Source organism: Serratia sp. K-E0102 (assembly GCF_029962625.1).
GTDB lineage: Bacteria > Pseudomonadota > Gammaproteobacteria > Enterobacterales > Enterobacteriaceae > Serratia > Serratia sarumanii.
Map to the genome: position 1 here is coordinate 3,347,256 of NZ_CP124754.1, position 12,472 is coordinate 3,359,727.

General features: G+C 56.6%; 8 protein-coding genes. 7 read left to right on the forward strand and 1 reads right to left on the reverse strand.

Translation table 11 applies throughout. From position 1 onward, the window contains the following. The first annotated feature begins 230 nt into the window (after positions 1–230). The 7 genes from katG to SSARUM2_RS16120 all read left to right on the forward strand — a co-directional run bounded on the left by katG (position 231) and on the right by SSARUM2_RS16120 (position 11,244). On the forward strand, positions 231–2,426 hold the full coding sequence (katG, locus tag SSARUM2_RS16090) for a catalase/peroxidase HPI (protein ID WP_039565197.1): 2,196 nt from the start codon (positions 231–233) through the stop codon (positions 2,424–2,426). Between the two features lie 630 nt (positions 2,427–3,056). Beyond that, positions 3,057–3,854, forward strand: coding sequence for a glyoxalase (locus SSARUM2_RS16095; RefSeq protein ID WP_197791519.1), 798 nt, complete (start codon positions 3,057–3,059; stop codon positions 3,852–3,854). A 44-nt stretch (positions 3,855–3,898) separates the two neighbouring features. Then, on the forward strand, positions 3,899–5,185 hold the full coding sequence (locus SSARUM2_RS16100; RefSeq protein ID WP_194243211.1) for an alginate export family protein: 1,287 nt from the start codon (positions 3,899–3,901) through the stop codon (positions 5,183–5,185). 501 nt (positions 5,186–5,686) lie between these two features. Next, on the forward strand, positions 5,687–7,069 hold the full coding sequence (locus SSARUM2_RS16105; RefSeq protein ID WP_049233595.1) for a serralysin family metalloprotease: 1,383 nt from the start codon (positions 5,687–5,689) through the stop codon (positions 7,067–7,069). A gap of 417 nt (positions 7,070–7,486) precedes the next feature. Then, positions 7,487–8,626, forward strand: a complete 1,140-nt coding sequence (locus SSARUM2_RS16110) for a tail fiber domain-containing protein (protein ID WP_049211368.1) — start codon at positions 7,487–7,489, stop codon at positions 8,624–8,626. Positions 8,627–8,868: 242 nt separating this feature from the next. After that, positions 8,869–10,953, forward strand: coding sequence for an S-type pyocin domain-containing protein (locus tag SSARUM2_RS16115; RefSeq protein ID WP_223479893.1), 2,085 nt, complete (start codon positions 8,869–8,871; stop codon positions 10,951–10,953). A gap of 15 nt (positions 10,954–10,968) precedes the next feature. Then, positions 10,969–11,244 (forward strand): hypothetical protein, encoded by a 276-nt coding sequence (locus tag SSARUM2_RS16120; RefSeq protein ID WP_071796825.1) that lies wholly within the window; start codon positions 10,969–10,971, stop codon positions 11,242–11,244. A gap of 167 nt (positions 11,245–11,411) precedes the next feature. On the opposite strand, the gene SSARUM2_RS16125 is transcribed toward SSARUM2_RS16120, so the two are convergent. Further along, positions 11,412–12,464: a nitronate monooxygenase gene (locus SSARUM2_RS16125; protein WP_060452543.1), complete on the reverse strand. Its 1,053-nt coding sequence runs from the start codon at positions 12,462–12,464 to the stop codon at positions 11,412–11,414. Positions 12,465–12,472: the final 8 nt, after the last annotated feature.

Genomic DNA, 12,472 nt, shown 5'->3' on the forward strand with positions numbered 1-12,472 from the left:
CATGAATCGCCGCAAGCTATCACAGTATTCAATCATTCCTATTTTATCTCTCCGCCGCCGCTGACTAAGCTTAGCCATGAGTCACCCTTTGCCCGTTAGCGGCCGGGGCGATGTGATTCCATTGAGTTCAGTTATTTAGCGCAACACCCGACGCAAGCCTTACCCGCATGCCTTGTTAACCGCTCCACGCCCGGCGGCTGGAGCACCCTTACGGAAGCAGAGAGCGCATTATGACAACTGAAAGCAAATGCCCGTTTTCGGGCGGCAAGCAGCCCGCACCGCAGAACGGCCCCACCAATCAGGATTGGTGGCCCAATCAGCTCAGCCTGAAACCGCTGCATCAGCACTCCCCCCTGTCCGATCCGATGGATAAAGACTTCAACTACGCCGATGCCTTCAACAGTCTCGATCTGGCGGCGGTCAAACAGGATCTGCACGCCCTGATGACCGACTCGCAGGAATGGTGGCCGGCGGACTTCGGCCACTACGGCGGCCTGTTCATCCGCATGGCCTGGCACAGCGCCGGCACCTACCGCATCGGCGACGGCCGCGGCGGCGCGGGCGAAGGCCAGCAGCGATTCGCCCCGCTCAACAGCTGGCCGGACAACGTCAGCCTCGACAAGGCGCGCCGCCTGCTGTGGCCGATCAAACAGAAATACGGCCGCAACATCTCCTGGGCCGACCTGATTATCCTGACCGGCAACGTGGCGCTGGAATCGATGGGCTTCAAAACCTTCGGCTACGCCGGCGGCCGTGCCGACACCTGGGAGCCGGACGACGTCTACTGGGGCTCGGAGAAGATCTGGCTGGAGCTGAGCGGCGGGCCAAACAGCCGCTACTCGGGCGACCGCGACCTGGAGAACCCGCTGGCGGCGGTGCAGATGGGCCTGATCTACGTCAACCCGGAAGGCCCGGACGGCAATCCCGATCCGGTGGCCGCCGCGCGCGACATCCGTGAAACCTTCGCCCGCATGGCGATGAACGACGAAGAAACCGTGGCGCTGATCGCCGGCGGCCACACCTTCGGCAAGACCCACGGCGCCGGTCCGGCGTCTAACGTCGGCGCCGATCCGGAAGCGGCCGGGCTGGAGTCGCAGGGCCTCGGCTGGCACAGCACCTTCGGCACCGGCGTCGGCAAAGACGCCATCACCAGCGGCCTGGAAGTCACCTGGACCACCACCCCAACCCAGTGGAACCACGATTTCTTCCGCCACCTGTTCGAATACGAATGGGAACTGAGCCAAAGCCCGGCCGGCGCGCACCAGTGGGTGGCGAAAGACATCGGTGAAACCATTCCCGACGCCTTCGATCCGAACAAGAAACGCCGCCCGACCATGCTGACCACCGACCTTTCGCTGCGCTTCGATCCGGCCTACGAGAAGATTTCGCGCCGCTTCTATGAGCATCCGGAAGAGTTGGCCGACGCCTTCGCCCGCGCCTGGTTCAAGCTGACCCACCGCGATATGGGGCCGCGCCCTCGCTACCTCGGCCCGGAAGTGCCGCAGGAAGAGCTGATTTGGCAGGATCCGATCCCGGCGGTCGATCATCCGCTGATCGACGAGCAGGACATCGCCGCGCTGAAAAACGCCGTGCTGGCTTCCGGTCTGCCGGTATCGGCACTGGTCTCCACCGCCTGGGCTTCCGCTTCGAGCTTCCGCGGTTCCGACAAACGCGGCGGCGCCAACGGTGCGCGCATTCGCCTGGCGCCGCAAAAAGACTGGGCGGTCAACCAACCTGCGCAGCTCGCCGCGACGCTGGCCAAGCTGGAGAGCATCCAACGCGCCTTCAATGATGCGCAGGCCGGCGGCAAGCGCGTCTCGCTGGCGGATCTGATCGTGCTGGCCGGCGCGGCGGGCGTGGAACAGGCGGCGAAGAACGCCGGTTTGGCCCTGACGGTGCCGTTCGCGCCGGGCCGCATGGACGCTTCGCAGGAGCAGACCGACGTGGACTCCTTCGAGGCGATGGAGCCGCTCGCCGACGGTTTCCGCAACTTCCTGAAGGGCAAATACCGCGTGCCGGCCGAGACGCTGCTGGTCGACAAGGCGCAGCTGCTGACCCTGACCGCGCCGGAAATGACGGTGCTGGTCGGCGGGCTGCGGGTACTCGGTGCCAACGTCGGCGGCACGCCGCACGGCGTATTCACCCAGCGGCCGCAGGCGCTGACCAACGACTTCTTCGTCAACCTGCTCGACATGGGCACCACCTGGCACCCGGTGGGTGAGGACGGCCTGTTCGAAGGGCGCGATCGCCGCAGCGGCGCGGTCAAATGGACCGGCACCCGCGTCGATCTGGTGTTCGGTTCACACGCGCAGCTGCGCGCGCTGGCCGAAGTCTACGGCAGCGCCGACGCGCAGGAGAAGTTCGCCCACGACTTCGTCGCCGCCTGGAACAAAGTGATGAACCTCGATCGTTTCGATCTGGCGTAAATATCCCCCAACGGCCTGCTTCGGCAGGCCGTTTTTCCTCCCGAGATCAACACCGCCTCCGCTCAACGCCGGCCTTAGCACGCGCCGTTATATTTTATTTTCCGCTTATTCGTATTTACTCAACAAGTCATATAAAAATTTGATGGGCGACAATTCTTTTAATGCTGTATTTATATTTAGACGGCAATGAAGACCGTAAACTCAGCTGGCTAATGCGATATATCCCATCCAGGAGAACACCGTTATGGATTATCCTCGATTCGCCTCAGCGCGCGGCGAGGCGGGCCTTATGACCCTCGCCGTTCCTTAGCGACAGCGGGCTTAGCCGGCAAAGGCACCCCACCGTTTTTATGCCAATAAAAAGAGAGGTTCTGCACCTGCGCGATATTCGCTTAGGCGCCAGAATTTCGCCCTTATTTAATGTTTCACGACGCGCATTGCGTTTTTAGTTTTTATTTTTCAGCCGACGGGAAAGCTCATAGGAAATCACGCTTCACTCAGGAAAATAACCGCTACCTGGAGGTCATCATGCAACATATTATCGGTATTTCTTCTCGTCGGCTGAGGATATCAGCCCTTGCGCTGCTGCTCCCTGCCGTATCATGGGCGGCCGATACGGCGTCTCTTGCCGTGGGGCCGCAATATGACACCACCCATGTCTACGTCGAACGCGGAAAAATGGATGCCTTTGTCGACAGCATCCTGAAAACCTTCGGCGGCACCAGCACCGAACGCGTGCTGGTCAACGTCACGCCCACGCCGAGCGAAACCTACTCCCAGCTGATACTGACGCCGGCCGGCAGCTTCTCGGTGTTCGATTTCAAAACGCCGATCCCACACCCGTTCGGCACCGAGCGCAACGGTTTTCTGGTCAGGGATATGGACGCCGCCATCCGCCAGGCCAGAGCCGCCGGCGCCGATGTGCAGGTTGCGCCTTTCGACGATCCGATTGGCCGCGACGCGGTGATCCAGTGGCCCGGCGGCGTCAACATGCAGCTCTATTGGCACACCAAGGCGCCCAACTACAAGCCGCTGCTGAGCGTGCCGGAAAACCGCCTGTATCTCTCCGCCTACCGCGTCGACGATTTCCTGAAAAGCTACCAGGCGTTCTCGCACGCCACGGTGGTGAGCGACGAACAGGTCAGCGATACGGCGATCGGCCGCAGCAACAACGGCAAGATCCGCCAGATCGAACTGGACTCGCGCTTCGGCAAAACGCGCATTTTCGTCACCGACGGGCATCTGCCTTATCCGTTCGGCCATGAGCGCACCGGCTATGGCGTCGACGATCTGCCGGCCACGCTGGCCAAAGCGACGGCCAGCGGCGCGCAGGTGCTGTGGCGTTCGACGGCGGCGGAGCGCCGCGCCTCGGCGCTGGTGCGTTTCCCCGGCGGCTACATCGCCGAAATTCACCAGACGGCTAAATAAACCCAAGGCGCGCTGCGGCGCGCTTTTTTCTTCGGATATCCATAATGAAACGCACGCTTCCCGCACTGTTGCTGTTCTCCACGCTCCCCGCCCTGGCGGCGGAACCCGCCGCTTCCCCCTGGAAAAACATCCCGTTGGGCGATGCGGCCACCCTGTCTTTCGACGGTTCACTGCGCGAGCGCTATGAATGGACGGATCAACGCGATCTGAGCGGCGGACGCGACGACACCTTCATGCAGCGCCTGCTGCTTGGCGCGCGCCTCGACTATGGCGACGACTTTGGCGCCTATCTCCAGTTGGGATCGTCACTGGCCACGCCGCGCGATCGCGGGCGCAAACCGACCGACGAAGATCATGCCTATCTCGGCCAGGGCTATGTGGACTTAAAACTGCCCACCGCCTACGGCCTCGGCACCCTGCGGGCCGGCCGCCAGGAGATTGCGCTGGGTTCGCTGCACCTGATGGGCACCCGCGACGGCCCCAACGTGCGTCGTTCTTTCGACGCCATCCGCGCCAGCTGGGCCAAGGATAAGAACCGCCTCGACGCCTTTATCGGCCACCCCGTCACCCTCAAAGCCGGCAGTTTCGACGACGATACCGACAACAGCCAAAAGGTGTGGGGGCTGTACGGCACCACGCCGCTGGCAGCGCTGGCGTCCTCGCTCGATCTCTACACCTTTGGCTTTGAGGATAACGACGCCCACTACGCGCAGCTCAGCGGGCAAGAACGGCGCTATACCGTCGGCGCGCGCATTTTCGGCGCGGCGCAGGGGTTCGACTGGGATAATGAAGCCGCCTGGCAGTTCGGCAGCGCAGAACAGCGCGACATCCGCGCCTGGTCGGCGTCGGCGCACGCCGGGTATAGGATGAGCGACTGGCGCTGGCAGCCGCGCTTTGGCGGCAAGATTGGCATCGCCAGCGGCGATAAAAACGGTCACGATGGGCAGCTCAATACCTTTAACGCCATGTACCCCAAGCTGCCCTACCTGACCGAAAACGGGCTGGTGGCGCCGGCTAACCTGATCGCCATTCATCCTTCGGTCACGATTACGCCGTGGCAAACCCTGGCCATCGACTTCAGTTGGGACGCGTTGTGGCGGCAACGCCGCGAGGATGCCTTCTACCTCGGGCCGATGCGCCCGGTAAAGGGCAGCGCGCAGGGCTCGCGCTTTATCGGCAATCAGTATCAGGTCGAAACCATCTGGACGCCGCGCAGCGATCTCCAGTTCAAGGTGGCCTATGTCTACTTCGACGTCGGCCACAGCCTGCAGCAGCATGCCGGGCTGAAAAACATGAACTTCATCCTGGCGCAGGGCACCTACAGTTTTTAATTATCAGGCAAGTTAATCGGTGTACGCGAGCGCCCTTAATAATCCCTTACTCAATTAATGACGTTCGCCGGCGTGTAGCCGCCTATATGCATTGCGGCAATGGTGGCTACTCGCCGCTATTCACAGATGAAAATTAATGAAAAGCAAAAAGATAAATCAGTTAGGTAAACTCCACGAGCCAATTACAGAGTAATATTAAATAAAGATTTAATTCCACCTGGTTATTTAAGTGCGCCTTTTACACATATCTTATGTAAAAGATTCATATAAGAATAACTCATTAATAAAATAATTATGCCTATACTGCTTTCAGCCAACCATTGCGCGCCATTAATTCCTCACCGTGATTAATGATAAGGACATATTCCGCTTGAGTGCGATATTCAAGCCAGACAAGGAGGCAAGCCAATGATAACCCAATAACCCCCCCCTATTTTCAAACCTGTGTACGAGCATATAGAGCGTTAGGTGCAATATTGTCAACGTCCAAAGGAGTTTGATATGTCATTAGCTACCGATAAAATCTCAGATTATTTAACCGATTATGAAAGAGGCGATCGCGAGGGAAGCAGCAAGCCTTCATACGCCACGGAAGACGTTTCAGATCTGTTGCTGAGGAGCCATTATTCCGCCAATGGCAAAGGCGTGACTGACCATGCGGCAACAATAACCTACTCTTTCCCCGTGTATACCGACAGCGATAAGCCAGGATCCGCACAGCTTACCGCCGCCCAACAGGCCCAAACCAAGCTTTCATTGCAGTCCTGGTCAGACGTGGCCAATATCACCTTCACCGAAGTCAAAGGCACCGATGCCAAAAGTGCTGATATAAAGTTTGGTTTTTATAAGGCGGCCAGCGGAGGCAATTACACCTCCTATGAAAGTACGCAAAACAACCTGAAAAGCACCATCTGGATCAGCGGCAACAAAGGCTACGACGCTTCGAATCCGCAGACCAATAACTATGCCAGGGATACGCTGACCCATGAAATAGGGCATGCGCTCGGGCTCTCCCACCCCGGAAACTATGATGCCTCCAACGCGACCTACCCCACCTACACCAACTCGGCGAAATATTATGAGGACGACCATCAATACTCTTTGATGAGCTATTTTAGTGAACAAAACACCGGCGCCGACTATAAAGGCGTATGGCCCTCGGGGCCGCAGCTGGATGATATTACCGCCATTCAGAAGCTGTACGGCGCGAACACCACCACGCGCACCGGTGATACCACTTATGGTTTCAACTCGAATACGGATCGAGACTTTTTGAGCGTTAAGGCGTCCACGGACAAAATCGTGGCGGCTATCTGGGATGCCGGCGGCAACGACACGCTGGATTTTTCGGGCTACAGCCAAGATCAGCGCATCAACATTAACGAAGGCTCATTCTCAGATGTGGGCGGATTGAAGGCGAATATCGCCATCGCCTATGGCGCGCAGATTGAAAATATCATCGGCGGCAGCGGCGCCGATATCTTAGTGGGCAACGCACTGAACAATACGCTCAAAGGCGGCGCAGGCAACGATATCATTTACGGTGCCGACGGCGCCGATCAGCTCTGGGGCAATGCAGGTGCCGACACCTTCGTCTTCAGCACAGCCGACGACAGCCAGGCCGCCGCGCCGGACTGGATCCGTGATTTCCAAACGGCGGTGGATAAAATCGATCTGTCGTGGCTCAACCAGACGGTTAAGGCCGAGGGGGGCGAGTTGCACTTCGTCGATAATTTAAGCGGCTCGCTGTATGAAGCGGCGCTGAATTATGACTCGCAGCAGAATGTCACCGATCTGGCGATCAATCTCTCCGGCCATAACCAGCCTGATTTCCTGGTTAAAATCGTTGGGCAGGTCGACGCTTCCGCCGATATTCTCGTCTAGCCAAGAAATCCGCAGTCCGGCGCGAACGCCGGACTGTTTACCTCTTTTCAGGCCTGCCGATGGCGTTTTTTGCGCGGTTCCCACATCACCAAAGCAGTAAATGGGTGTGAGGAGCAACGGAACAATAAACGCACTTAAGCAGTCAATTTAAATGACTATTATTCTATAAATCAATAAGTTATTACGTCATCACCAGAAATCATCCGTTCTTCTTTCTTGTCTCATCCATCACACAGCAAATGATAGTCATTATCATTTGATATCTATTCCTGATGCTCATAACCTACTGTTCATGCATACAGTTTTCGTAATTTTTAACCATCTTCGTCTTAAATGCGCAGCGTCGTTAACTGTCTGTAAAGCGTTACCATGTGCCATTTCCATGGCAGGAACTTATTAATAAACTGAGGAATTATCATGGCTGAACAAAAGAAAAATGCCCAGGTACAGAGTGGCGTCAACGACGACATCACCGAACTAAAGTCGCTGACTACACTGCGCAAACGGGTCGTCAGCGACGGTGAAATCGTCTCCAAATCTGCCAACGGCTTTCGACTGGCCAACGCCAACACCGGCGTAATGTTGCGTAACGACGGCAAGGATTTTTATGCCCTGACCACACCAACCGGACAGGCACAGGACGGGCAGTGGAACACGCTGCGCCCCTTTTCGTTCAATCTGGCTTCCGGTCGGGTGGCACTGCGCAACGGCGTAGATATCTCCGGCGGGGCGATGGTTTCGCATAATGCCGACATCTCCACTGCGACCACCGGCCCGGCTCCGCTTATCAACGGGCAGGTCTATAATGCGGCAACTATACATACCAAATTTACCAGCGGTAATATCACCACAACCATGCTGATGGGGTCACGCGTGGTCGCCGGCAAAGAGGATTATGGCCTGCTCTCTTACCGCGACTGGCAGGGAAACTGGAATGAACTCCGGGTCAAACCCAATGCCGAGCTGTCTGTTGGACAACTGACCAAGCGCAACGCTCACGGCTGGTTCACTGCAAGCCCGCCTGAGAATGTCGATAAATCGCAGGAATCCCTTACCAACGGGCTTTATTTACCTAATCCAGGTAATAAACACGTAAAAATTTATCACCACGACCATGTGAAGTACAACGAGCTGGTCATTAACGTGAGTGACGGCAATAAAAATAGCTGGTTCGTTTTCAAAGAAGACGGCTATGCCGTCACCGGCGGCGGGTGGAACATCAGCTCTGACGTCCGTATGAAAACGGAAATAACCCCAATCGACGGCGCCCTGGACAAGCTGGCCAACATCGGCGGCTACACCTACCTCAAACAGGGCGTGCCGGAAGCCGGCGTGATTGCACAAGAAGTGGAAGAAATTCTCCCCCAATCCGTGACCCAGACCGAGCTGAAACTCAATGACGGCAGCGTGCTGAAAGACGCCCGCAGCATCAATATCAACGGCGTAGTCGCGTTGCTGGTTGAAGCGCTTAAGGAAGAATGCTCACTGCGCGAAGCAGAACGAGAGGCTTTTGAAAGACGACTGGTTGCCTTGGAAAAAGGCATTGAGCGCGCCTGATTAACAATATTGGGGGGTTAGCACTGAATACCTCTCAGCGCCTTTACAGGCGAGTACCACGCTTACAACACGATGACGGAAAGGAACTCAATTATGAATGGATTTAATTACGGTGATGGTAAAGGAAGGGAGCGTCAAGGCGGTGTAAATGCAGAAGCTGCTTCCCGGTTCAATAATGTCTGCGTTATTCGCAGCTCGGCAGCGCGTCGATTACATCGTTCTATTTGAAGAGGGATCGGATTATGACACGATATGAAGATACAACGCAGTATGAACGCGATGTAATGACTTCAATGGGATACAAGTGGAATGGACATGGGTGGCAACGAGGGTTTGACTTATCAGATAGCAATATGGTTGTAGAAGCATGGGTTGGCGAGGGTTTACCTGATAGACAGAAGGAATTGAGTAATATTACCCATATCTGGGATCAAAAAATTTCCGATATTAATAAACCGATAAGTGCTTTTGCTCCTGAAGATGATGATATCACGCCATTCAGTAATGAAGCAAAAGAGAGTTACCGTGAGGATTCAGATACAGCCATTCAGTTTGCAGCTAATAAAGCAAATGAAATTGACAACCAAATTAAAGAAATTCAAAAGGATATTGACGCATTAAGCAAGAAAGCTGAAAGTAGTCAACTGACTGAGTTCGAGAAAGCAAACCTAAAAGTAATTATTAGCAAGTTAAAGGTAAGTAAAGAACGCCTTACCATTCTTCGAAATGAAGCTAATAAACGAAAAGTACATCAGGAATATTTAAAGCTGAATAATGAAGACTGGTTCTTCTCTAGAGAAAAGCCCACCTCCTGGGTTAGGGAGCAGCAATCATTAAACAGAAAGGAAATGGGTAAAAAACTGGAAGAAGAGAAGAGAATACAGTCAGAAATTGACACAGCCAAACAAAATATTGAACATTTAGAAAATGAACAGCGTGAGAAGGAAGAGGAAGTCCGCAAAGCTGAGGAAGCTCGCAAGGCAGAGGAAGCCCGTCGAGCTGAAGAAGCCCGCAAAGCCGAAGAGGCCCGTAAGGCAGAGGAAGTCCGTCGAGCTGAAGAAGCCCGCAAGGCTGAAGCAGCTCGGAAAGCGCTGTTCGCCAAAGCCGGCGTACTGGACGCCCCGGTCTATACACCCGGCATGATAAAAGCGGCCAATGCCGCGATGGCCACGGCCGGGGTCATGGTGCTCAACCGCGCGGGCGGTATGGTACAATTATCAACATGGATCAACAGCGTGATGACCAGCGCCAGTGAGCTGGCCGGCTGGGTATCCGGTGGAGTGTGGCGCGGCGCCGTCGAAGTTTCCCGGGTTACCACGCTCACTGCGGTAGCTCCGGCAGTCGGCGCCTTCGTTGTCGGATTCTGGCCGGGGAAAGCCGGTGAAAGTCAGAGCGATATTGATAAATTGCTGGGTCGTGATTTAACACAGATGTTTACCGTTCCGGCCAGCCTGGTTGCCGCAGGGAAAACACCGATTCAGCCGGAAATGACCACGGTCGATTTACCGGTGCGCGGGTTTATTCGCAGAGGGAATAGCGGTCAGCAAGAGGTAATACTGGTCAAAACAGGAACGGGCGGCGTCTCCGCTACCGTGCCGGTGTATCGGCCGGTTCGCGATGAAAAAACCGGCCTGGACCGGATAACCTTGCCGGCGGTTGCCGGTGCGCCGGGGCGAACCATTTTGATAAACCCGGGCACCGCCCCGTCGGGTCCGTGGCATACCGGCAATCCTGCGTCTGCAGCGCCGGTAACGCCGGTGCATACCGGTACGGAGATAAAGCAGGCCGACAGTATCGTCACGACGACGTTCCCTGCAGATGACATGCCACTGCAGGATTTTATCTACTGGCAGCCTGATGCAACGGGAACCGGTGTTGAGCCTGTCTATGTCATGCTCAGTGGTATCTATGGTGAAACCAACGCTAAAGGGCAATACAGTGGTCGCGACTACAACACGGACAAGGCCGGTGGCCCAATTCAGAATCTGGACTGGAAAACCGCCACCATTGACCGCGCCGGCGTGGACAAAGTGAAGCTGCATACCGGGCGGTTTGGCGAATCTCCCGATAACAAGGTGATGATTGACCGCCTGGAAAATATCCTGAAGGGAGAAGTACAGCCCACCGATACCGACAAGCGTTTTTACACCCACGAAATCAGGGAATTGGAGCGTTATAGAGCAGTTGGTGTTCCTGATGGAATATCACCTGATGACGATGGTGCTACATGGAATAACACTCATACGGCGACGTTGGAAGATTACAAATTAAGTAGCGATCGCTCTCTGTTATATACACCAGAAGCATTAAAAGCTGGTGATGAATAAATCTGGAGGTTATATATGATTGATTTTAAACCTATGTTTGAAAATGAACAAATCCGAGACATAGTTTTATTCTTGTCGGGACGAAAAGAAAACGGGATATCTCATCCTCAATTAGATGGGTATTGCACTATGTATGGTAATAAACGTATATCAAACATTGAACTGATCTCATTAGTGAAAAGCATGCGAGAAAAAGGGGATGTATCATCTAATGGAAAAGGTGGCTATAAAAGAGGTCCAAACTGGAAAGAACCCGCATTCGTAACCGAGAAAAAATACGGTATTGAGTAATTACCAGTGCCTTCCATAAGTGCGTTTTAAGCAGCGTCCAACAAACGAGAGTTTGTTGGACGTTTTCGTTGATGGCTAATTCCACGCCAGATTGGTTTTCAGTCCAGCCCTGGGGCAGAAAACAACGGTTTTGGCTCCGTTGCTCCCCCCAAATCGCGCAGACGAGCTCACACCGCTTCCAGCTCCGCCGCCAGGGTGGCGACCAGCTCCGCCGCCGGCATCGGCCGCGCCAGGCCCACGCCCTGCCCGGCCCACAGCGACATAAACTCTCCGCGCCCGGCCTTGGCCGCCGCCTGGCGGATATCGCCGGTGAGCGCGTTCTGCACCGGATAAGGCAGGATCTGCGCCTCTTCCGCGCGCATCTGCCGCATGAAATCATTGACGATACCGCGCGCCGGGCGGCCGCTGAAGGCGCGCGTCAGGCGCGTGCTGTCATCGCCGGCGTTGCTCAGCGCCGCCCGCCAGGCTTCGGCGATGCCCGACTCCGGGCTGCACAGGAACGCGGTGCCCAGCTGCGCCGCCTGCGCGCCCAGCAATTGCGCAGCCGCGATGCCGCGCCCGTTCATGATACCGCCCGCGGCGATCACCGGGATCTTCACCGCCGCCACCACCTGCGGCAGCAGGGCCATCAGGCCGACGCAGGATTGCTCGATGTCGCCGAGGAAGGTCGGGCGGTGGCCGCCCGCCTCCGAGCCCGAGACGCAAACGAAGTCGGCGCCCGCCTCTTCCCAGGCGCGGGCTTCCGCCACCGTGGTGGCGGTGCCGATCACCCGCGAGCCGGCCTTCTTGAACTGCGTGACCGTGGCGCGCGGCAGCACGCCGAAGGTGAAGCTGGCCACCGGCGGCGCGGCCTCCAGCAAGGCCGCGATCTGGTCACGGTTGTTTTCGGCGAATTGGGTGGGGATCGGCGGCTCGCTCAGCCCCAGCGCTTCGCGGAACGGCCGCAGCAGGTGCTGGGCGCGCTTGAGCTCGGCGAGATCCGGGTGCTGCTCATCGAGCAGAAACAGGTTGATATTGAACGGCCCGGCGGTCTGCGCGCGGATCTGCTGCACGCGTTCGAGGATCACCGCCGGTGAAAACAGCGCCGCCGCGCACGAGCCCAGCGCGCCGGCGTTGCTCACCGCCACCGCCAACGCCGGCGGCGACGCGCCGTTCATCGGCCCCTGAACGATCGGATAGCGTAGCCCAAGCTCGCGGGCAAAAGCAGAAGGTGCCGTCATCAATGTGT

Bases quoted from the DNA above. Each gene is read 5' to 3' on its own strand.
- SSARUM2_RS16120 (WP_071796825.1), top strand. From the start codon at position 10,969: ATGATTGATTTTAAACCTATGTTTGAAAATGAACAAATCCGAGACATA.
- SSARUM2_RS16100 (WP_194243211.1), top strand. From the start codon at position 3,899: ATGAAACGCACGCTTCCCGCACTGTTGCTGTTCTCCACGCTCCCCGCC.
- SSARUM2_RS16115 (WP_223479893.1), top strand. From the start codon at position 8,869: ATGACACGATATGAAGATACAACGCAGTATGAACGCGATGTAATGACT.
- SSARUM2_RS16110 (WP_049211368.1), top strand. From the start codon at position 7,487: ATGGCTGAACAAAAGAAAAATGCCCAGGTACAGAGTGGCGTCAACGAC.
- SSARUM2_RS16125 (WP_060452543.1), bottom strand. From the start codon at position 12,464: ATGACGGCACCTTCTGCTTTTGCCCGCGAGCTTGGGCTACGCTATCCG.
- katG (WP_039565197.1), top strand. From the start codon at position 231: ATGACAACTGAAAGCAAATGCCCGTTTTCGGGCGGCAAGCAGCCCGCA.
- SSARUM2_RS16105 (WP_049233595.1), top strand. From the start codon at position 5,687: ATGTCATTAGCTACCGATAAAATCTCAGATTATTTAACCGATTATGAA.